The organism is Variovorax sp. Soil_C_33, assembly GCF_057656935.1.
Genome location: NZ_JBDGJK010000018.1, coordinates 53,115 through 72,910, shown reverse-complemented (window position 1 = coordinate 72,910; position 19,796 = coordinate 53,115). Strand labels below are relative to the sequence as shown.

Below are 19,796 nucleotides of genomic sequence, written 5' to 3'. Positions count from 1 at the left end.
CACACGGAGCACCACGATGACCGATCTTTCCAGACGAAGTTTCGCCAAGTATGTGTCCTGCCTCGCGCCGGCTCTGGCCGGCCTTCCGACACTGACACGCGCACAAGCCGACGGCGGCGTCGGCCGCATCGTCGTCGGCTATCCGCCCGGCGGCACGCTGGACCAGACCGCGCGCCGCCTTGCGGAGGCATGGAAGACGCAGAACCGCGCCTACGTCGTCGACAACCGGCCGGGCGCCGCCGGAAGAATCGCGAACGGCCAGCTCAAGCGCGAGCGCGCCGACGGCAGCGTGGTCTTGTGCACTCACACCTCGGCGATGACGATCTACCCGCACGTGTACGCCAAGCTCTCCTACGACCCGGTCAAGGACCTGCGACCCGTCGCCTTGCTCGCGTCCGCGACCTGCGTGCTCGCGATCAGCAGCGCGCTGCCGTCCGAGATCAAGACGCTTGCCGACTATGTTCGCTGGCTGAAGGCCCACCACACCGGGCGGAGCTACGCATCGCCCGCCGCCGGATCGCTGGCGCAGTTCCTGGGCTATCGCTTCTCGCAGGCCGCAGGCGTGCCGCTGACGCATGTGGCCTATCGCGGCTCCGCGCCCGCCATGCAGGACCTGCTCGGCGGACAGGTTCCGGCCTACCTCGGTTTCGTCGGCGATTTCCTGCAGTACCTCGGCAGCGGCAAGGTCCGCCTTCTGGCCGTGACGGGCGAGCGGCGTTCGCGCTTTCTCAAGGACGTGCCCACCTTCGCCGAGCAGGGTTTCGGCACGGTGGCGGGCGTGGAAAGCTACGGCGTCTTCGCGCCGGCTTCGACACCCGAAGCGACGGTGGCGGGGCTGGCCGCGGCAACGCAGGCGGCATCCCGCGACAAGGCGCTGGCCGGTGGCCTGGAGCAGATCGGGCTCGAAGCGACCTACCTTGGCTCGGCCGAGTACGCGCAGCTCATCGCGGCCGAGCGGGAGCGATGGAAGCCCGTCGTCGAGGCCTCCGGTTTCAAGGCGGACGAGTGATGGCCATGACCGATCGAGAAGCACTCATCGCCGCGAGTCTGCCCTTCCTGGCGGAGATCCAGGACATGACCGCAGGCAGCGAGGTCGAGCATTGGCTGAACGCGAAGTACGGCCCCGGCAGCGCGCTCTATGACGAACTGGCCGCGCTGGTGAAGGCCGGCGTCCGCGACGGATGGGCGGCCAACGTCGAGATCCGGGGTCGGCGCTACCGTCGCAGCCGGATCTGCGAAGCGACGCCCGAGACGCTCGGCTTCAGCATCACCGCCGTGTACATGGACAGCACCGGCAACACCCAAGGCAATCCCGAAGGCAGCTTCCGCGGCGACTACCACGCGCATCCGTACGGGGAGTTCAACATGGTGATCCCGCTCGACGAAGGCGCGGCGCTGGCCGGGCCGAACGGCTGGTGCCACGGCGGGTGGACCGCCCCAGCCCCCGGGAGCCATCACTATCCGGAGGCCAAGGGCGGTGCCGTCATCGCGCTGTTCTACCTGCCGGCGGGACGGATCTCGTACAACATCCAGCCGCCCGCTGCCTGATCTTCAACCGGCCTTGCGAAAAGTCAGGTTGATGCGGCAGGCGCCCATGAACGGGTGCGCCTCTTCCTTCAGCGGCAGCACGCCGTGGTAGTTGAGCCGCGCCGGCCCGCCCCACACGACCACGTCGCCATGCGCGAGCGGCACGCGGCGCGCCTTGTCGGTGCGCTTCGCGCCGCCGAACAGGAAGACCGCCGGCATGCCCAGCGACACCGAAACGATGGGCCAGCGCATGTCGCGCTCGTTGCGGTCCTGGTGCAATGAAAGGCGCGTGCCCGCCTCGTAGCGGTTGACCAGGCAGGCGTCGGGCACGAAGCCCTCGAAGCCCGCTGCAGCAGCGGCCTCGGTGGCCAGCTGCGCAAAGGCCGCAGGCATGCGCGGCCAGGGCCGGCCGGTCTCGGGATCGATGGTGTCGTAGCGGTACCCGGTGCGGTCCGTGACCCAGCCCAGCGTGCCGCAGTTGCTCATCGCCACCGACATGCGAAAGCCGCCCGGCGTGACCATGTGCCGCAGCGGCGCCTGCGCCGTCACCTCGTGCACGCCGGCCAGCAGCGCGGCTTCACGCGGCGTCGCAAAGGCACGCAGCCACACCGCGCCCGGGCCCAGCGATTCGACGGCTGATTCGAACAGATCGGCTGTCATGCGGCGTCGTGAAAGATGATGCCCGCGGTATGCCGATGCCCCGAACGCACGCGGCTCACGCCATGACGCAGATTGACGCGGTAGACGCCGCGCGTGCCCTGCACCGGCCGGTGGTGCACCGCGATGACGGCCGCGTCGCCCTGGCGCAGCGGCAGCACCATCGGCCGCGACTGCATGCGCGGGCGCTGCTCGGTCATCACGAACTCGCCGCCTTCGAAATCGCGGCCCGGCTCGGACAGCAGGATCACGAGCTGCAGCGGAAACACGTGCTCGCCGTACAGGTCCTGGTGCAGGCAGTTGTAGTCGCCGGCGCCGTACTGCAGCAACAACGGCGTGGGTCGCGTCTGGCCCGCCGCATGGCAGCGCGCGATGAAGTCGGCATGCCGCGCCGGATAGCGCACCTCGATCCCCATCGCCTGGTTCCATCGGTTGGCGATCGGCGCGAGCTGCGCATAGACCTCTTCGCGCAAGCCCGCCAACCGCTCGGGCAAGGGATAGCCGAAGTACTTGTACTCGCCGCGCCCGAAGCCGTGCCTTTCCATCACCACGCGACTGCGGAACAGCGGATCGAGCGGATACAGCGCGGCGAGCGATTCGCACTCCCCGCGCGTCAGCAAGCGCTCGATCAAGGTACTCCCCTGCGCATCAAGGTCGAGCGCCGCCTGGCCCCAGTCGATCATGCGGCGCTCGCCTCCCGCTCGAGCAAGGCGCTCTTGCGCTCCACACCCCAGCGATAGCCCGACAGGCTGCCGTCGCTGCGCACCACGCGGTGGCAAGGGATCGCCACGGCAATCGCATTGGCGCCGCAGGCCTGGGCCACGGCACGCACCGACTTCGGGCTGCCGATGCGCCGGGCGATCTCGGCATAGCTCGCGGTCGTGCCCGGCGGGATCTCGCGCAGCGCCTGCCACACGCGCTGCTAGAAGGCGGTGCCGCGCACGTCCAGCGGCAGGTCCAGCCCGAGGCCCGGCGCTTCGACGAAGCCCACCACCTTGGCCACCAGTTGCTCGAAAGCGGCATCGCCGCCGATCAGCCGGGCCTGCGGAAACCGGTCCTGCAGATCACGGGCCAAGGCATCGGGATCGTCACCCAGCGCGATCGCGCAGACGCCGCGCTCACTTTGCGCGACCAGGATCGCGCCGAGCGCGCATTCGCCGATCGCGAAGCGGATCTCGGTGTTGGCGCCGCCGGCGCGCCATTCGGTCGGCGTCATGCCGAGCATGTCCTTCGAGTCAGCGTAGAAGCGGCCGTTGGAGTTGTAGCCGGCGTCGTAGATCGCGTCCGTCACTGTATCGCTGCGCGCGAGTTCCTGGCGCACGCGTTTCGCGCGGTGCGCGCCCGCGTAGGCCTTGGGCGTGAGGCCCGTGACCTCCTTGAAGATGCGATGCAGGTGATAGCTGCTGAGTCCGGCGCGCTCGGCGAGCTGGTCCAGCGTGGGCGTCTCTTCGGCGCGCTCGATGAAGCGGCACAGCTCGGCCACCTGCGCCGCATGCTGCTCGGCCCGCGCGGGCTGGTCCGGCTTGCAGCGCCTGCAGGGCCGAAAGCCCGCGCGCTCCGCATCGGCGGCCGTGGCGTGGAAGTCCACGTTCTCGGGCCGGGCTGCGCGCGCGCCGCAGGAAGGCCGGCAGTACACGCCGGTGGTGCGCACCGAGTAGAAGAAGGTGCCGTCGGCCGCCTGATCGCGCGCGGCCACCGCCGCCCAGCGCGGATCGCTCACGGTCGCGAGGGCGCGGATTTCGTTGGGGTTGCTCATGTTCATGTGAATCCTCTAGCAGTGTCGTTGATCGATGCATCCACTCTAGGGATCAGGGGTTGCATGCGCACTCCGGCTCTTGCTTTCGAATTCGGACATTTCCGGCCTTGGCCTACGGGCCAGGGCGCCGGGCCTCGTTACCATTTCGGCCAATGATCGATCGCCGCTCACTCCTCACCGCCGGCGGCGCCTCCATGGCGCTCGCCGCTCTCGGATTCCCTCCAGATGCCCTCGCCGCCGGCGGAATCAAGCTCGCACAACCTCGGCCCTTCTCTTTCGAACGTCTTGTTACCTTCGCGAAGTCGCAGGCCGCCAAGCCCTATGTGGCCGACAACACGCTGCCGGCCGACGTGCTGCAGCGCATCGACTACGACGCGCACGGCAAGATCAAATACAACCCCGACAACGCGCTGTTCCGCGACGGTCCGGGCCAGTTCCCGGTCACCTTCTTCCACCTCGGCCGCTACTTCCAGACGCCGGTCCACATGTACGTGACCGAGGCCGCGAGCGGCGACGGTTTCGCGCGCGAGATCCTCTACGACAGCGCCTATTTCTCGATGCCGGACGACAGCCCCGCGCGCAAGCTGCCCGACGGCGCCGGCTTCGCAGGTTTCCGGCTCCAGGAGAGCCGCCTGGGCGACCAGAAGAAGCTGTCCTGGCAGACCAACGACTGGGTCGCCTTCCTCGGCGCCTCGTACTTCCGCGCCATCGGCGAGCTCTACCAATACGGCCTGTCGGCGCGCGGCATCGCGCTCGATGCGGCCATGCCCGACCGGCCCGAGGAGTTCCCGACCTTCACGCGCTTCTACTTCGAACCACCGGCGGCGCCGGATGCGAACACGATGACCGTCTATGCGCTGCTCGAAGGACCGAGCATCACCGGCGCCTACAAGTTCGTCATGCAGCGCGGCAAGGCGGTGCTGATGGACATCGAGTCGCGCCTCTTCCTGCGCCGCGACATCGGCCGCCTCGGGCTGGTGCCGCTGACCTCGATGTACTGGTACTCGGAAAGCAGGCCCACCGGCATCGACTGGCGGCCCGAGGTGCACGACTCCGACGGCCTCGCGATCTGGAACGGCGCCGGCGAGCGCATCTGGCGCCCGTTGAACAACCCCACGCAGACCCGCGCCTCGTCCTTCAGCGACACGCGCCCGCGCGGCTTCGGCCTATTGCAGCGCGACCGCGCCTTCGACCACTACCAGGACGGTGTGTTCTACGAGAAGCGCCCCAGCCTCTGGGTCGAGCCGCTGGGCGACTGGGGCGAAGGCTCGGTGCAGCTGGTCGAGATACCGACCGACGACGAGATCCACGACAACATCCTCGCCTGCTGGGTGCCCAAGGCGCCGGCCGCCGCGGGCTCCAGCTACAACCTCAAGTACCGGCTGCACTGGACCGACCAGGAGCCCTTTCCCTCGCCGCTCGCGCGCTGCGTGGCGACGCGGCTCGGGCGCGGCGGGCAGCCGGGCACGCAGCGGCCGCAGGGCGTGCGCAAGTTCATGGTCGAGTTCATCGGCAAGCCGCTGGAAGCCATCCCCTTCGGCGTCAAGCCCGAGCTCGTGCTCACGGCCTCGCGCGGCAAGTTCTCCTATATCTTCTCGGAAGCGGTGCCCAACGGCGTGCCGGGCCACTGGCGCGCGCAGTTCGACTTCACGGCCGAAGGAAGCGAGCCAGTCGACATGCGCCTGTACCTGAAGACCGGCGACCAGACGCTGACCGAGACCTGGCTCTACCAGTACCAGCCGGGCTGATACCCACGACCAACTTGGACGCTTCGTCCAATGTTGGATACATTCGGCCGATGAAGAAAAAGCCGAACAAGCTGCTGCTGCGCGAGCTGCGAACTATCGCCCAAGGCCTCGGCAAGACCTTCGCCCCGTTCTGCGAAGTGGTGGTGCACGACCTCAGCGATCCGAAGAACGCGATCTTCGCGATCGAGAACAACCTGAGCGGGCGGCGCGTCGGCCAGCCGGTGACGGAGCTGGGCCTGGCGCGCATCGGCGACCCGGACTACCCGGCGGTCATCACCAACTACGCCAACCAGTTCGCCGACGGCCGCAAGGTCAAGAGCACCTCGATCGGCATCAAGGACGACAGCGGCGAGTACGTGGCTGCGCTGTGCCTGAACGTGGACCTCACGCTGTTCCAGGGCTTCCAGGCCGCGCTGGCGCAGTTCACCCGCATCGAATCGAGCGAGGTCAGCGAGACGCTGGACGCGCGGCATGCCGACCGCATCTGCGAGCGGGTCGACGAGTTCGCAGCGGGGCGCGCGACCACGGCGCGGTCGCTCAAGCCGGCGGACCGCAGGCAGCTGGTCCAGGAACTGAAGAAGGCCGGCTTCCTCGACATCCGCCGCGGCATGGAGATCGCCGCCGCGCACATGGGCGTGTCGCGCGCGACGGTGTACAGCGACGCGAAGTAGGGGCCTGTTACAGGCCTGGCCTGTCACGGCGCCGTCACCCCGCGCCGGCATGGTGCAGGGCTTTATCTCAAGCTATCCCGGACCATGATGCGCATCGCCTCCCTCACCTTCACCGCCCTCGCCGCTGCCCTGGCCTGCGGCAGCGCCGCGGCGCAAACCGCCTACCCCGCCACGCTCGCCGGCCATGCGCTGCTGCCGGCGCAAAGCTTCATCGCCGCACCGAAGGAGGCGCCGGCCGACCTGCAGGCGAGCGGCAAGTTCACCAGCGGCAAGCGCGTCGAGGCGATGGGCAGCATCGAAGGCCTCTCGGCCGGGCGCGGCACGGGCGTTTCGCTGCCCTTCAAGGGACAGCCGGTGCAGGGCCACTCGGGCATCAAGAAGATGGACGGCGGCAGCTTCTGGATCCTCACCGACAACGGCGCCGGCGCCAAGGCCAATTCGCCCGACTTCATGCTCTACCTCAACCACTACAAGGTGGACTTCAAGAGCGGCAGGTTCGAGCGCACGGACACCGTGTTCCTGCATGACCCGGACAAGAAGGTGCCCTTCCGCATCGTCCACGAGGGCACCAAGCAGCGCTATCTGACCGGCTCCGATTTCGATCCCGAGAGCTTCCAGTTCGCAGGCGGCGCGCTGTGGATCGGCGACGAGTTCGGCCCCTACCTGATCAAGGCCGACCTGAAGGGCAAGGTGCTGGCGGTATTCGAGACCCAGGTCGACGGCAAGACGGTGCGCTCGCCCGACCATGCTGCCGTGACCACGCCGGGCGTGCCCGGCGGCACGGTGGATTTCCAGATCCGGCGCTCCAAAGGCTTCGAAGGCATGGCCGCATCGAAGGACGGCAGCAAGCTCTACGCCCTGCTCGAAGGCCCGGTATGGAATGTCGAGGCCAAGGACTACGAGCGTGTCGACGGCAAGGAGGCGCTGCGCGTGCTCGAGTTCGACGTCGCGAGCGAGAAGTGGACCGGCCGTCACTGGAAGTACCCGCTGGAAGCCAACGGCCACGCGATCGGCGACTTCAACATGATCGATGCGGCCACCGGCCTCGTCATCGAGCGCGACAACGGCGAAGGCACGGCCGACAAGGCCTGCCCGGAAGGCCAGAAGCGCGCCGACTGCTTCCACGACCTCGCGAAGTTCAAGCGCGTCTACAAGATCGAGATGAGCGACGCCAACGTCGGCCAGGCGGTGCGCAAGATCGGCTACATCGACCTGCTTGCGATCGCCGATCCGAACAAGCTGGCACGCAAGCCACTCAACGACGGCGTGCTCAAGTTCCCCTTCTTCACGATCGAGAACGTCGAGGTGGTCGACGCCACGCACATCGTGGTGGGCAACGACAACAACCTGCCCTTCTCCAGCAGCCGCGAGCCGAACAAGGCGGATGACAACGAGCTGGTGCTGCTGGAAGCGGGCGAGCTGCTGCGGGCCAAGTAGCCGGGACGCTTTTCACGCCGCGGGCGTTCAACCCTCGGCCTGCTGCGTCAGCTCGCCGCTCTGCTGCTGCTCGATGCTGCGGCTCAGAAAGCGCCAGAGCCGTTCGTCCTCGCTGAACGCGACATTGAAGCGCAGCCAGCCGGTCGGATGCGGATTGACCAGGAACAGCTGGCCCGGGCCGAGCATGATGCCCTCGGCGGCCGCACGCGTGGAGAGTTCGGCGCTGTCGGTGATGTCGGGGTGCCGGGCCCACAGGTACATCCCCGCCGATGCCTCGTGAAACAGCTCGAAGCCGAGCGCGTCCAGCCTGCGCGCCACGCCGGCCTGGGCCTGGGCCAGCCGATCGCGCAGCGACTTGAGGTGCTTGCGCCAGCGGCCGTCGGTCACCGCGCCGAAGGCCAGCCGCTCCGTGATGTCCGAGGAGGTCAGGCCGGAGACCATCTTGAGCTGGGCCAGGTCTTCGAGCAGCTCGGGCCTGGCGACGACGTAGCCGACGCGGATGTTCGGCGAGATGGTTTTCGAGAAGCTGCTCACGTAGACGACCTGGCGCAGCTGGCCCAGGCTGGCGAGCGACGGGCGCATCGAGGCGTCCATGTCGGCGTAGATGTCGTTCTCAACCAGCACGCAATCGTGCGCCTGGGCGAGCTGCAGCAGCCGCACGAGCTGCGGCAGCGAAGCCATCGAACAGGTCGGGCTTTGCAGCCGCGGCTGCGTGAAGAAAGCCTTGGGCCGGTGGGCAATCAGCAGCGCCTCCAGCGCCGGGAGGTCGTAGCCGGTCGGCGTGCGCGGCACGCCGATGAGCTGGACGCCCAGGAAGCGCAACATGAACATCAGGTTGGGATAGCCGGGGTCGTCCACCAGCACCGCTTCGCCCGCCTTCAGCAGGCGCCGGGCCACCAGGTCCAGCGCCTGGCTGGAGCCCTGGGTCAGCAGCACCTGCGCGGCGTCGACCGCGATCTGGCGCTCGGAGAGCGATTCGGCCACCGCCATGCGCAGCGCCATGTGCCCGAAGGGCAGGCCGTAGCCACCGATGTCGGTGCCGCCGGCGGACAGGTGGCGCAGGCTGCGGCGCACGCCATCCTCGAACAGCCAGTCGTGCGGCAGCCAGCCGCAGCCCGGCTTGAGCTGCAGATTGCGGTTCTCGAAGATCTGCTGCAGGTACCACCGGGCGTCGAAGCGCGGGTCGGCGCGCGGCGCATTGGCCGCACCGGCAGCGCCCTCCTCGCTGCGTCGCTTGACGAAGAAACCCGCGTTGGCGCGCGACACCAGCAGGCCCTGCGCCACCAGCCGATCGTAGGCCTCGACCACGGTGAAGACGCTGACGCCGTGGGCCGCAGCAAAGGCCCGGATCGACGGCAGCTTGCTGTCGGCCTTGAGCTTCTGGGTGCCGATCAGGCCGCGCAGCCCCTCCACGATCTGGCTGACCAGAGGTGTGGGAAGTTCGGGGCGAAGAATGAGCATCGGATGTGCCTCGGCAGACCGATCTGCACCATATGGAGGAAAGTATGTACAGGATACAAGACCAGTACAGTCTGCCGGACGGGCGCTCCGGCTGTACATGGCCGCGCCAGTCTGCGAAACCTAAAGTGCCGCCATTCCCATTCAGGCACAGGTTCTATCCATGCAGCGCGAACCCCATCTCAGCAACGCCGCCCTCATGGCACGCCGCACCGCGGCCGTCGCCCGCGGTGTCGGCCAGGCCCATGACATATTCGTCAGCCGCGGCAGCAACGCCGAGATCTGGGACGTGGAGGGTCGCCGCTATATCGATTTCGCCGGCGGCATCGCCGTGCTCAACACCGGGCACTGCCACCCCGAGATCAGTGCGGCCGTCAAGGCGCAGCTCGATCTCTATTCGCACACCTGCTTCCAGGTGCTGGCCTACGAGCCCTACGTGGAGCTGGCCGAACGCCTGAACACGCTGGCACCCGGCGACTTCGCGAAGAAATCGATCTTCCTGAGCACCGGCGCCGAGGCGGTGGAGAACGCGGTCAAGATCGCGCGCTCGTTCACCCGGCGGCCCGGCGTCATCGCCTTCACCGGCGGCTACCACGGGCGCACGATGATGACGCTCGGCCTGACCGGCAAGGTGGCGCCCTACAAGCTCGGCTTCGGGCCGTTCCCGGGCGAGGTGTTCCATGCCCTGTATCCCAACGCGCTGCACGGCGTGAGCGTCGACGATGCTCTGCACTCGGTCGAACTGCTGTTCAAGAACGACATCGAGCCCGAGCGCGTGGCGGCCTTCATCCTCGAGCCGGTGCAGGGCGAAGGCGGCTTCTATGTGGCGCCCAACGACTTCGTCGAAGGCCTGCGCGCGCTGGCCGACCGCCACGGCATCCTGCTCATCGCGGACGAGGTGCAGACCGGCGCCGGCCGCACCGGCACCTGGTTCGCCAGCGAGCAGTGGCCGGTGGCGCCCGACCTGATCACCACCGCCAAGTCGATGGCGGGCGGCTTCCCGATCTCCGGCGTGGTGGGCCGCGCCGAGGTCATGGACGCGCCCGCGCCCGGCGGCCTGGGCGGCACCTACGCCGGCAGCCCGATCGGCTGCGCCGCGGCGCTCGCGGTGCTCAAGGTGTTCGACGACGAGCAGCTGCTGGCGCGCAGCAAGGCCCTGGGCGAGCGCCTGAAGACCGGCCTGCGCCACATCGCGGCCGAGGTGCCGGCGATCGGCGACGTGCGCGGGCTCGGCGCGATGGTGGCCATCGAGCTGTTCGAGGAGGGCGACACCGCCCGCCCCGACGCCGATCTCACCCGCAAGGTGGTCGCGGAGGCGGCCCGGCGCGGGCTGATCCTGCTGTCCTGCGGCAGCTACGGCAACGTGATTCGCGTGCTGGTGCCGCTGACGGCATCCGACTTGCTAGTGGACGAAGGTCTGGCGATTCTGGCGGACAGCTTCGCCGCGCTGCGCTGATCGGTCCATACTTGAACACCTCCATGACCCAAGAACCTCTGGTGCGCTTCCAGCGCGTCCAGAAAACCTACGACGGCGAGCACCTGGTGGTGCGCCAGCTCGACCTGGACATCCACCGGGGCGAGTTCCTGAGCCTGCTCGGGCCTTCGGGCTCGGGCAAGACCACCACGCTGATGATGCTGGCCGGCTTCGAGTCGCCGACCTCCGGCGACATCCTGCTCGACGGCCAGCAGATCAACGGCACGCCGCCGCACAAGCGGCACTTCGGCATGGTGTTCCAGAACTACGCCTTGTTCCCGCATCTCAGCGTGGGCCAGAACGTGGCCTACCCGCTCACGGTGCGCAAGGTGCCGAAGGACGAGCAGCAGCGCCGCGTGCAGCGCGCGCTCGAGATGGTGCAGCTGCGCGGCATGAACGACCGGCTGCCGGGCCAGCTTTCCGGCGGCCAGCAGCAGCGCGTGGCGCTGGCGCGCGCCCTGGTGTTCGAGCCGCAGCTGGTGCTGATGGACGAGCCGCTCGGCGCGCTCGACAAGCAGCTGCGCGAACACATGCAGATCGAGCTGAAGGAACTGCATCGCCAGCTCGGCGTGACCTTCGTCTACGTGACGCACGACCAGGGCGAAGCCCTCACCATGAGCGACCGCGTCGCGGTCTTCAACGAAGGCGTGATCCAGCAGCTCGACTCGGTGGAGCAGCTCTACGAGGCGCCCGCCAACCGCTTCGTGGCCGGTTTCGTCGGCGACAACACGGTGCTCAAGGGCGTGCTGCAGAGCGCGGGCACCTGCGCCGAAATGGCGCTGCCCGACGGCCGCGTGCTGAGCGGCCTGAACGTGAGCGGCGCGGCGGCAGGTGCCAAGGTCGAGGCCTGCATCCGCCCCGAGCGCGTGGTGCTGCAGCGGCAGAGCGAGGCATCGGGCCCCGAAGTGCTCGCGGCCGAGGTGGCACGCGTCATCTACTTCGGCGACCACCTGCGGCTGCTGTGCAGCATCGGCGGCGGCCAGGCGGACGCCACGGTCAAGCTGCCGCTCAGCGGCCTGCAGGGCGCCGCACCGCCGCAAAGCGGCGAGCGGGTCTCGCTCAGATTCCCGGTCGACCATGTGCGCATCTATGCGGCTTGAGCGACGTCGCATCCCATTTCTCGTCACCGCCAACCCACAAGGAATCTTTCCATGAAAAAGAGCCGCCTCGCCCTCGTCGTCGCTGCCGCGCTCGCGCTGCCGGCATTCGCGCAGCAGCAGATCACCGTCGTCAACTTCGGCGGCGCCAACGCCAATGCCCAGAAGAAGGCCTACTACGAGCCCTTCGAGAAAACCGGCATCAAGGTCATCCCGGTCGAATACAACGGCGAGCAGGCCAAGATCAAGGCCATGGTCGAGACCAAGAAGGTCACCTGGGACGTGGTCGAGGTCGAGTCGCCCGACGCCGCGCGCGGATGCGACGAAGGCCTGTTCGAGAAGCTCGACTACTCGAAGATCGGCAACAAGGCGGACTTCCTGCCGGCCGCCGTCACCGAATGCGGCGTCGGCGTGTTCGTGTGGTCCACCGTCATGGCCTACAACGGCGAGAAGCTCAAGACCGCCCCCACCTCCTGGGCCGATTTCTGGGACGTGAAGAAGATCCCGGGCAAGCGCGGCATGCGCAAGGGCGCGCGCTACAACCTCGAATTCGCGCTGATGGCCGACGGCGTGAAGCCGGCCGACGTCTACAAGGTGCTGGCCACCAAGGAAGGCGCCGACCGCGCCTTCAAGAAGCTCACCGAGCTCAAGCCGAACATCCAGTGGTGGGAAGCCGGTGCGCAACCGCCGCAGTTCCTGGTGGCCGGCGACGTGGTGCTGACCACGGTCTTCAACGGCCGCATCGACGCCGCCAACCGCGAAGGCCGCAACCTGAAGATCTTCTGGCCGGGCGGCATCTACGACCTCGACTACTGGGTCATTCCGAAGGGCGCGCCCAACAAGGAGGCCTCGCTCAAGTTCATCCAGTTCGCCATGCAGCCGGCAGCGCAGGCGGTCTATGCGCAGAACATCGCCTACGGCCCGACCAACACCAAGGCCCTGGCTTCGCTCGACAAGAAGGTGCTGGACGACCTGCCGACCTCGGCCGCCAATGCCAAGGAAGCCATCCAGTTCAGCGTCGCCTTCTGGGCCGACCAGGGCGAGGCGCTCGAGAAGCGCTTCGCCTCGTGGGCCACGCAGTAAGCGGCCATGCACGCTGCAACGCTCGCCTCTCCCCTCCCGGCGGAGACCCCGCCGGGTGAGCTTCGGCGCGCGCTGGCGCGCGCCGAAGCGCGCCGCAAGTGGCGCGCGTTCGCACTCACGCTGCCGCTGCTGCTGTTCCTTCTGCTCACGCTGCTGGTGCCGATCGTGGCGCTGCTGCAGCGCGCGGTCGAGAATCCGGAGGTGGCCAACGCGTTGCCCCGCACGGTGCGCGCGCTCGACGGCTGGAATCGCCAGGAAGCGCCCGCGCCGCAGGCCTACGCCGCGATCGCGGCCGACCTCGGCCAATTGCCCGACAGCGCCGATGCGGGCGCGCTGGCGCGCCGGCTCAATACCGAAATCGCCGGCGCCCGCTCGCTCGTGATGAGCACCTACCGCGCGCTGCCGATCGCCGGCACGCCGGAGGAAATCAAGGCGCGCCTGCTGGAGATCGACGCGCGCTGGGGCGAGGTGCCCTATTGGCAGGCGATCGCCAAGAACGGCTCGCGCTGGACGCCCGACTACCTGCTGGCCGCGGTCGACCTGCGGCGTGACGCCGCCGGCAGCGTCGAGCGCATGCCGCCGGACCAGCGCGCCTTCGGCGGCATCCTGCTGCGCACCTTCGAGATCAGCGCCGTGGTCACCTTCTTCTGCCTGCTGCTGGCCTACCCGCTCGCGTGGTGGTTGTCGACGCTGCCGGCGCGCAAGGCCAACGTGCTGATGATCCTGGTGCTGGTGCCCTTCTGGACCTCCATCCTGGTGCGCGTGGCGGCCTGGATCGTGCTGCTGCAGTCCGAAGGGCTGGTCAACCGCGGCCTCATGGGCATCGGGCTGATCGACCACCCGCTGGCGCTGCTGTTCAATCGCACCGGCGTGATCATCTCGATGGTCCATATCCTGCTGCCCTTCATGATCCTGCCGCTGTACAGCGTCATGAAAAGCGTGCCGCCGACCTACCTGCGCGCAGCCGTCTCGCTCGGCAGCCCGCCGCTGGCGGCCTTCTTCCGCGTCTACGTGCCTCAGACCTACCCGGGCATCGGCGCCGGCGCGCTGCTGGTGTTCATCCTCGCGATCGGCTACTACGTGACGCCGGCGCTCCTGGGCGGGGCCGACGACCAGATGCTGAGCTACTACGTCGCGCGCTACACCAACGTCGAGATCAACTGGGGCATGGCCTGCGCGCTCGGTGCGCTGCTGCTGGCCGCCACGCTGGTGCTCTACGCCGTGTACCGCCGCGTCGGCAAGGCCGACCTGAGCCTGGGCTGAGCGCACGAAAGACGCAAGCATGCCGAAGCTTCTTCCCAAATTTCCCGCCTACGCCACCTTCGCCGACAAGCTAGGCTGGTGGGCGGTGCGTGCAGCCTGCGTGGCGGTGCTGGCCTTCCTGCTGGCGCCGATCCTGGTCGTGATCCCGCTGTCCTTTTCCGACAGCTCCTTCCTGGCCTACCCGATCCCCGGCTGGTCGCTCAGGTGGTACCGCAACCTGTTCGAGTCGCCGGAATGGGCCCGCGCAGCGCGCAACAGCTTCATCGTCGCGCCCGCCGCCACGGTGCTCGCCACCGTGCTGGGCACGCTGGCCGCGGTGGGCCTCTCGCGCACGGACTTCGCGTTCAAGGGCCTGCTCATGAGCGTGCTGATCTCGCCGATGGTGGTGCCGATCGTGGTGGTGGGCGTGGCGACGTACCTCTACTTCGCGCCCATCGGCCTGGCCGACAGCTACCTCGGGCTGATCGTGGTGCATGCCGCGCTGGGCGCGCCCTTCGTGCTGACCACCGTGCTCGCGACGCTGGCCGGCTTCAACCACAACCTGGTGCGCGCCTCGCTGAGCCTGGGCGAAACGCCTTTCAACACCTTCATGCGCATCACGCTGCCGGTGATCGCGCCGGGCGTGATCTCGGGCGCGCTGTTCGCCTTTGCCACCTCCTTCGACGAGGTGGTGGTCACGCTGTTCCTGGCCGGGCCCGACCAAGTCACGCTGCCGCGCCAGATGTTCACCGGCATCCGCGAGAACATCTCGCCCACCATCGCCGCCGTCGCGACGCTGCTGATCGTGTTCACGACCAGCCTGTTGCTGGCGCTCGAATGGCTGCGCGGCCGGCGCCGCTGAAACACATGGGCGCCAGCCGCTTCGACGTGAACGATCCGGCCATCGGCCTGAAGTAGCCGCGGCAGAGCTCAACGCTTCGTGACCGAGATGAGCTCGATCTCGAAGTTGAGCGTCGCATTGGGCGGAATCACGCCGCCCGCACCGCGGGTGCCGTAGGCGATGGCCGGCGGGCAGGTCAGCTTGGCCTTGCCGCCCGGCTTCATCTTCTGCACGCCTTCGGTCCAGCACGGGATCACGCCGTTCAACGGGAACTCGGTCGGCTCGTTGCGCTTGTAGGAGCTGTCGAACTCCTTGCCGTTGTCGGGGAAGGTGCCGCGGTAGTGCACCTTGACCACATCGGTGGCGGCGGGCGAGGCGCCGCTGCCCTCCTTGAGCGACTGGTAAATCAGGCCGCTGGGCAGGGTGACCGCTGCGCTCTGCGCCAGGGCAGCGGGCACGACGCACAACGAGACGAAAGCTGCGGCGGTAATACGAAAGAGGGAAGGCACGAAGAGATCTCCTTGAATGTCTGAAAACGGTCCATTATTGCGGGCGCGCCGCCATGGCATCGCTCTTGCTGCGAGGCCCTGTCCATTCAGCAACAAGGAATCCACCATGTCCTCGGGCTTGAAAAAAGTGCTGGGCCCCTTCCAGTTGTGGGGCATCGCCGTCGGGCTCGTGATCTCGGGCGAGTATTTCGGCTGGAGCTACGGCTGGAACACCGCCGGCACGCTCGGCTTCCTGGTCGCCACCGTGCTGGTCGCGACGATGTACACCACCTTCATCTTCAGCTTCACCGAGCTCTCCACCGCCATTCCGCATGCGGGCGGACCCTTCGCCTATGCGCGACGCGCCTTCGGGCCCAACGGCGGCTTCGTCGCCGGCTTCGCGACGCTGGTGGAGTTCGTGTTCGCGCCGCCGGCCATCGCGCTGGCCATCGGCGCCTACCTCAACGTGCAGTTCCCGGGCATCAACCCCAAGTGGTTCGCGCTCGGCGCCTACGTGATCTTCATCGGCCTCAACTGGATCGGCATCGGCATTGCCGCGGCCTTCGAGCTCTTCGTCACGGTGCTCGCGATCTTCGAGCTGCTGGTGTTCATGGGCGTGGTCGCGCCCGGCTGGTCGCTGGCGAACTTCGCCGCCAACGGATGGGCGGGCAGTTCGGCCTTCAGCAGCGCGGCGATCCCGGGCATCTTCGCCTCGATCCCGTTCGCGATCTGGTTCTTCCTGGCGATCGAAGGCGCAGCGATGGCGGCCGAGGAAGCGCGCGATCCGCACCGCACCATTCCGCTCGCCTACACCTGCGGCATCCTCACGCTGGTGGTGCTGGCCTTCGGCGTGATGATCTTCGCCGGCGGCGTAGGCGACTGGCGCAAGCTCGCCAACATCAACGACCCGCTGCCGCAGGCGATGAAGGTGGTGGTCGGCGAGAACAGCGGCTGGCTGCACATGCTGGTGTGGATCGGCCTGTTCGGCCTGATCGCCTCCTTCCACGGGATCATCATGGGCTACTCGCGCCAGATCTTCGCGCTCGCGCGCGCCGGCTACCTGCCCGCCACCTTCGCGGCGCTGAGCCCCCGCTTCAACACGCCGCACCGCGCGCTGGTGGCGGGCGGCGTGATCGGCGTGGCCGCGATCTTCAGCGACGAGTGGGTGCAGTTCGGCGGCCAGACGCTCACAGCCAACATCGTCACGATGGCGGTGCTTGGCGCGATCGTGATGTACCTGATCTCGATGGCGGCGCTCTTCAAGCTCAGGCGCACCGAACCCGGCCTCGAGCGCACCTACCGCGCGCCCTTCTACCCGGTGTTTCCGGCCATCGCCCTGGGGCTGGGAGTGGTTTGCCTCGGCGCGATGATCTGGTTCAATGGCATGCTGACGCTGCTGTTCCTGGTGTTGATGGCGCTGGCCTACGGCTACTTCCGCCTCACTGCCGAGCAACGCAAGGCGGCAGCGCCCGACGAGATGCTGTCCACGACCGCCTGAACTGTCCATGCGCTACCGCACCACGATCGACTCGCAGGCCTTCTCCTTCGAAGACTTGAAGCAGGTCCTTGCCGTCGCGAGCCCGGCGCGCTCAGGCGACTACCTCGCCGGCGTGGGCGCGGCCACCGCACAGCAGCGCATGGGGGCGCGCCATGTGCTGGCAGAGACGCCGCTCAAGCAGTTCCTCACCGAAGCGCTGATCCCTTACGAAGAGGACAACATCACGCGGCTCATCATCGATGGCCATGATGCAGAGGCCTTCGCGCCGGTCGCGCATCTCACGGTCGGCGACTTCCGCAACTGGCTGCTGTCGGAACAGGCCGATACGAAGGCGCTGACGGCGCTCGCTCCCGGCCTCACGCCCGAAATGGCGGCCGCGGTGTCCAAGCTCATGCGCAACCAGGACCTGGTCGCGGTCGCGCGCAAGTGCAGCGTGGTCACGCGCTTTCGCGACACCATCGGCCTGCCCGGCCATCTCTCGGTGCGGCTGCAGCCCAACCATCCGACCGACGACCTGCGCGGCATCGCGGCCTCCACGCTCGACGGCCTGCTCATGGGCGCCGGCGATGCGGTGATCGGCATCAACCCGGTCTCCGACAGCCTGCAGGTGCTGGGCGACCTGCTGCGCATGCAGGACGAAGTGATCCAGCGCTTCGAGATCCCGACCCAGAGCTGCGTGCTGACCCACGTGACGAACACGCTGAAGCTGGCGGAGGCCGGCGCGCCCGTCGACCTGGTGTTCCAGTCGATCGGCGGCACCGAGAAGACCAACCGCTCCTTCGGCATCACGCCCGAGCTGCTCGACGAGGCGCACGCGGCGGCGCAGGCGCAGAAGCGCGGCACGGTGGGCCAGAACCTGATGTACTTCGAAACCGGCCAGGGCAGCGCGCTCTCGGCCAACGCCAACTTCGGCGTCGACCAGCAGACCTGCGAGGCGCGTGCCTACGCGCTCGCGCGGCGCTACCAGCCGCTCCTCATCAACACGGTGGTCGGCTTCATCGGGCCCGAGTACCTCTACGACGGCAAGCAGATCATCCGCGCCGGGCTGGAAGACCACTTCTGCGGCAAGCTGCTGGGCCTGCCGCTGGGCTGCGACGTCTGCTACACCAACCATGCCGAGGCCGACCAGGACGACATGGACACGCTCTTGGTGCTGCTCGGCGCCGCCGGCATCAACTTCATCATGGGCGTGCCGGGCGCGGACGACGTGATGCTCAACTACCAGAGCACCTCCTTCCACGACGCGCTGTTCCTGCGCGAGACGATGGGCCTGAAGCGCGCGCCCGAGTTCGAAGCCTGGCTGCAACGCATGCAGATCACCGACGGCGCGGGCCGGCTGCAGCCGCCCACCTCCAACCGCCTGCTCGCCGACATGAGCGGGCTCCGGGCCTTGGCATGAGCAAGGACATCGTCACGTCGAGCCCCTGGCGCGGCTGGCGCCAGGCCACGCCGGCCCGCGTCGCGCTGGGCCGGGCCGGCGCTGGCATGCCGACCGACGAGGTGCTTCGCTTCGGCTGGGCGCATGCGATGGCGCGCGACGCCATCCATGCCGCGCTCGACGTACCGGCCCTCGAAGCCTCCTTGCGCGCGCAAGGCTGGGAGGTGGCGCAGGTGCGCAGCCGCGCGCCCGATCGCACGAGCTACCTGCGCCGCCCCGACCTCGGTCGCCAGCTCGACGCCGACGATGCCCAGGCTCTGCGCGCCGCGGCCGTTGCGCCCAGCGACATCTGCATCGTGATCGGCGACGGCTTGTCTTCGCTGGCCGTGGCCCGCCATGCGGCACCGCTGCTGGCCGCACTGAAGCCGCATCTGCCGCCGGAGCTGCGCCTCGCGCCCATCGTCATCGCCACGCAGGCCCGCGTGGCGCTCGCGGACGAGGTGGGCGAACTGTTCGGCGCCCGGCTCGCGGTCATGCTGATCGGCGAGCGGCCCGGCCTCAGCTCGCCCGACAGCCTCGGCATCTACGTCACGCACGCGCCGCGGCGCGGCCGGCACGATGCCGAGCGCAACTGCATCTCGAACGTGCGCCCCGAAGGCCTGCCCTTCGAGGCCGCGGCCTTCAGGCTGGCCTGGCTGATGCGCGAGGCGCTGAAGCGCGGCCTGACCGGCGTGGAGCTCAAGGACGAAAGCGACCTGGCGGTGCTGACCGCGCCGGACGGCGCCATCAGCGCCTTGCCGAAGTGAGGCCCGTCGGCCTGCCTATGATGGGCGACGCACTCACTGGAGACGACATGACCGCATCACGCTACCCGATGGCCGAGCTGGCCGAGCTGCCCGAGGACATCCGCGCCAAGGTGCTCGAGGTGCAGGAGAAAGCCGGCTTCGTGCCCAACGTGTTCCTGGCGCTCGCGCGCCGGCCGGCCGAGTGGCGCGCCTTCTTCGCCTACCACGATGCGCTGATGCTGAAGGAGGAAGGCTCGCTCACCAAGGGCGACCGCGAGATGATCGTCACCGTCACCAGCGCCGCCAACCAGTGCCTCTACTGCGTGGTGGCGCACGGCGCGCTGCTGCGCATCTACGAGAAGAAGCCGCTGGTGGCCGACCAGGTGGCCGTCAACTGGCGCAAGGCCGACATCACGCCGCGCCAGTACGCGATGCTCGAGTTCGCGATGAAGGTCTGCGAGCGCTCGCACGAGATCGACGACGCCGACTTCCCCTCGCTGCACGCGCACGGCTTCAGCGACGAGGACATCTGGGACATCGCCGCCATCACCGCTTTCTTCGGCCTCTCCAACCGCATGGCCAGCTTCAGCGGCATGCAGCCGAATCCGGAATTCTTCCTGATGGGGCGGGTGCCGCGGGACAAGAAATAGGACGTC

The 19,796-nt window shown here is 68.3% G+C and carries 18 protein-coding genes and 1 pseudogene; 14 read left to right on the top strand and 5 right to left on the bottom strand.

Annotated features, from left to right (window positions below; all coding sequences use genetic code 11):
- Positions 1-16 precede the first annotated feature (16 nt).
- Both AC3A6B_RS24130 and AC3A6B_RS24125 read left to right on the top strand, forming a co-directional pair.
- A complete protein-coding gene (locus tag AC3A6B_RS24130) occupies positions 17-1,009 on the top strand; it encodes a tripartite tricarboxylate transporter substrate-binding protein (protein WP_487839177.1) in 993 nt (330 codons plus the stop codon).
- Positions 1,010-1,014: 5 nt separating this feature from the next.
- On the top strand, positions 1,015-1,548 hold the full coding sequence (locus AC3A6B_RS24125; RefSeq protein WP_487839176.1) for a 4-hydroxylaminobenzoate lyase: 534 nt from the start codon (positions 1,015-1,017) through the stop codon (positions 1,546-1,548).
- Between the two features lie 3 nt (positions 1,549-1,551).
- Here the strand turns inward: AC3A6B_RS24125 and alkB are convergent, their stop codons facing one another.
- The 3 genes and pseudogenes from alkB to ada form a co-directional block, all read right to left on the bottom strand.
- A complete protein-coding gene (gene alkB / locus AC3A6B_RS24120; RefSeq protein ID WP_487839175.1) occupies positions 1,552-2,187 on the bottom strand; it encodes a DNA oxidative demethylase AlkB in 636 nt (211 codons plus the stop codon).
- Positions 2,184-2,867, bottom strand: a complete 684-nt coding sequence (locus AC3A6B_RS24115) for a 2OG-Fe(II) oxygenase (RefSeq protein ID WP_487839174.1) — start codon at positions 2,865-2,867, stop codon at positions 2,184-2,186. The genes alkB and AC3A6B_RS24115 overlap by 4 nt, the downstream gene beginning before the upstream one ends.
- Positions 2,864-3,946 (bottom strand): annotated as a pseudogene (gene ada, locus AC3A6B_RS24110) (bifunctional DNA-binding transcriptional regulator/O6-methylguanine-DNA methyltransferase Ada). The gene AC3A6B_RS24115 and the pseudogene ada overlap by 4 nt, the downstream one beginning before the upstream one ends.
- Positions 3,947-4,092: 146 nt before the next feature.
- Between ada and AC3A6B_RS24105 the strand changes: the two are divergent.
- The 3 genes from AC3A6B_RS24105 (at position 4,093) to AC3A6B_RS24095 (ending at position 7,796) form a co-directional block, all read left to right on the top strand.
- Complete coding sequence (locus tag AC3A6B_RS24105; RefSeq protein WP_487839173.1) at positions 4,093-5,688, top strand: OpgD/OpgG family glucan biosynthesis protein; 1,596 nt, start codon at positions 4,093-4,095, stop codon at positions 5,686-5,688.
- A 50-nt stretch (positions 5,689-5,738) separates the two neighbouring features.
- Positions 5,739-6,359 (top strand): helix-turn-helix transcriptional regulator, encoded by a 621-nt coding sequence (locus tag AC3A6B_RS24100; RefSeq protein WP_487839172.1) that lies wholly within the window; start codon positions 5,739-5,741, stop codon positions 6,357-6,359.
- Positions 6,360-6,443: 84 nt separating this feature from the next.
- Positions 6,444-7,796, top strand: a complete 1,353-nt coding sequence (locus AC3A6B_RS24095; protein WP_487839171.1) for an esterase-like activity of phytase family protein — start codon at positions 6,444-6,446, stop codon at positions 7,794-7,796.
- A gap of 27 nt (positions 7,797-7,823) precedes the next feature.
- Here the strand turns inward: AC3A6B_RS24095 and AC3A6B_RS24090 are convergent, their stop codons facing one another.
- Positions 7,824-9,257 (bottom strand): aminotransferase-like domain-containing protein, encoded by a 1,434-nt coding sequence (locus AC3A6B_RS24090; protein ID WP_487839170.1) that lies wholly within the window; start codon positions 9,255-9,257, stop codon positions 7,824-7,826.
- A gap of 160 nt (positions 9,258-9,417) precedes the next feature.
- Between AC3A6B_RS24090 and gabT the strand changes: the two genes are divergently transcribed.
- The 5 genes from gabT to AC3A6B_RS24065 are packed head-to-tail and all read left to right on the top strand — an operon-like array spanning position 9,418 to position 15,012.
- Complete coding sequence (gabT, locus tag AC3A6B_RS24085; protein WP_487839169.1) at positions 9,418-10,710, top strand: 4-aminobutyrate--2-oxoglutarate transaminase; 1,293 nt, start codon at positions 9,418-9,420, stop codon at positions 10,708-10,710.
- A gap of 23 nt (positions 10,711-10,733) precedes the next feature.
- Positions 10,734-11,828, top strand: coding sequence for an ABC transporter ATP-binding protein (locus AC3A6B_RS24080; protein WP_487839168.1), 1,095 nt, complete (start codon positions 10,734-10,736; stop codon positions 11,826-11,828).
- A gap of 51 nt (positions 11,829-11,879) precedes the next feature.
- Positions 11,880-12,908, top strand: a complete 1,029-nt coding sequence (locus AC3A6B_RS24075) for an ABC transporter substrate-binding protein (RefSeq protein ID WP_487839167.1) — start codon at positions 11,880-11,882, stop codon at positions 12,906-12,908.
- 6 nt (positions 12,909-12,914) lie between these two features.
- Complete coding sequence (locus AC3A6B_RS24070; RefSeq protein ID WP_487839166.1) at positions 12,915-14,171, top strand: ABC transporter permease; 1,257 nt, start codon at positions 12,915-12,917, stop codon at positions 14,169-14,171.
- Positions 14,172-14,190: 19 nt separating this feature from the next.
- Positions 14,191-15,012: an ABC transporter permease gene (locus AC3A6B_RS24065; RefSeq protein WP_487839165.1), complete on the top strand. Its 822-nt coding sequence runs from the start codon at positions 14,191-14,193 to the stop codon at positions 15,010-15,012.
- Between the two features lie 68 nt (positions 15,013-15,080).
- Here the strand turns inward: AC3A6B_RS24065 and AC3A6B_RS24060 are convergent, their stop codons facing one another.
- Positions 15,081-15,482, bottom strand: a complete 402-nt coding sequence (locus tag AC3A6B_RS24060; RefSeq protein WP_487839249.1) for an FKBP-type peptidyl-prolyl cis-trans isomerase — start codon at positions 15,480-15,482, stop codon at positions 15,081-15,083.
- A 124-nt stretch (positions 15,483-15,606) separates the two neighbouring features.
- Between AC3A6B_RS24060 and eat the strand changes: the two genes are divergently transcribed.
- The 4 genes from eat to AC3A6B_RS24040 are packed head-to-tail and all read left to right on the top strand — an operon-like array spanning position 15,607 to position 19,790.
- The gene (eat, locus tag AC3A6B_RS24055) at positions 15,607-16,977 is read left to right on the top strand and encodes an ethanolamine permease (RefSeq protein ID WP_487839164.1); all 1,371 of its coding nucleotides are present in this window, start codon (positions 15,607-15,609) and stop codon (positions 16,975-16,977) included.
- Between the two features lie 7 nt (positions 16,978-16,984).
- Positions 16,985-18,376 (top strand): ethanolamine ammonia-lyase subunit EutB, encoded by a 1,392-nt coding sequence (locus AC3A6B_RS24050; RefSeq protein ID WP_487839163.1) that lies wholly within the window; start codon positions 16,985-16,987, stop codon positions 18,374-18,376.
- Positions 18,373-19,161 (top strand): ethanolamine ammonia-lyase subunit EutC, encoded by a 789-nt coding sequence (gene eutC, locus AC3A6B_RS24045; protein WP_487839162.1) that lies wholly within the window; start codon positions 18,373-18,375, stop codon positions 19,159-19,161. Before AC3A6B_RS24050 ends, eutC begins: the two co-directional genes overlap by 4 nt.
- A 47-nt stretch (positions 19,162-19,208) precedes the next feature.
- Positions 19,209-19,790, top strand: a complete 582-nt coding sequence (locus AC3A6B_RS24040) for a peroxidase-related enzyme (RefSeq protein WP_487839161.1) — start codon at positions 19,209-19,211, stop codon at positions 19,788-19,790.
- Positions 19,791-19,796 lie beyond the last annotated feature (6 nt).

Excerpts from the sequence above, each read along its gene's own strand:
- AC3A6B_RS24070 (WP_487839166.1), top strand. The coding sequence starts at position 12,915 with ATGCACGCTGCAACGCTCGCCTCTCCCCTCCCGGCGGAGACCCCGCCG.
- AC3A6B_RS24095 (WP_487839171.1), top strand. The coding sequence starts at position 6,444 with ATGATGCGCATCGCCTCCCTCACCTTCACCGCCCTCGCCGCTGCCCTG.
- AC3A6B_RS24080 (WP_487839168.1), top strand. The coding sequence starts at position 10,734 with ATGACCCAAGAACCTCTGGTGCGCTTCCAGCGCGTCCAGAAAACCTAC.
- AC3A6B_RS24115 (WP_487839174.1), bottom strand. The coding sequence starts at position 2,867 with ATGATCGACTGGGGCCAGGCGGCGCTCGACCTTGATGCGCAGGGGAGT.
- AC3A6B_RS24050 (WP_487839163.1), top strand. The coding sequence starts at position 16,985 with ATGCGCTACCGCACCACGATCGACTCGCAGGCCTTCTCCTTCGAAGAC.
- gabT (WP_487839169.1), top strand. The coding sequence starts at position 9,418 with ATGCAGCGCGAACCCCATCTCAGCAACGCCGCCCTCATGGCACGCCGC.
- AC3A6B_RS24065 (WP_487839165.1), top strand. The coding sequence starts at position 14,191 with ATGCCGAAGCTTCTTCCCAAATTTCCCGCCTACGCCACCTTCGCCGAC.
- alkB (WP_487839175.1), bottom strand. The coding sequence starts at position 2,187 with ATGACAGCCGATCTGTTCGAATCAGCCGTCGAATCGCTGGGCCCGGGC.
- eutC (WP_487839162.1), top strand. The coding sequence starts at position 18,373 with ATGAGCAAGGACATCGTCACGTCGAGCCCCTGGCGCGGCTGGCGCCAG.
- AC3A6B_RS24090 (WP_487839170.1), bottom strand. The coding sequence starts at position 9,257 with ATGCTCATTCTTCGCCCCGAACTTCCCACACCTCTGGTCAGCCAGATC.
- AC3A6B_RS24040 (WP_487839161.1), top strand. The coding sequence starts at position 19,209 with ATGACCGCATCACGCTACCCGATGGCCGAGCTGGCCGAGCTGCCCGAG.
- AC3A6B_RS24105 (WP_487839173.1), top strand. The coding sequence starts at position 4,093 with ATGATCGATCGCCGCTCACTCCTCACCGCCGGCGGCGCCTCCATGGCG.
- AC3A6B_RS24125 (WP_487839176.1), top strand. The coding sequence starts at position 1,015 with ATGACCGATCGAGAAGCACTCATCGCCGCGAGTCTGCCCTTCCTGGCG.
- eat (WP_487839164.1), top strand. The coding sequence starts at position 15,607 with ATGTCCTCGGGCTTGAAAAAAGTGCTGGGCCCCTTCCAGTTGTGGGGC.
- AC3A6B_RS24100 (WP_487839172.1), top strand. The coding sequence starts at position 5,739 with ATGAAGAAAAAGCCGAACAAGCTGCTGCTGCGCGAGCTGCGAACTATC.
- AC3A6B_RS24075 (WP_487839167.1), top strand. The coding sequence starts at position 11,880 with ATGAAAAAGAGCCGCCTCGCCCTCGTCGTCGCTGCCGCGCTCGCGCTG.
- AC3A6B_RS24130 (WP_487839177.1), top strand. The coding sequence starts at position 17 with ATGACCGATCTTTCCAGACGAAGTTTCGCCAAGTATGTGTCCTGCCTC.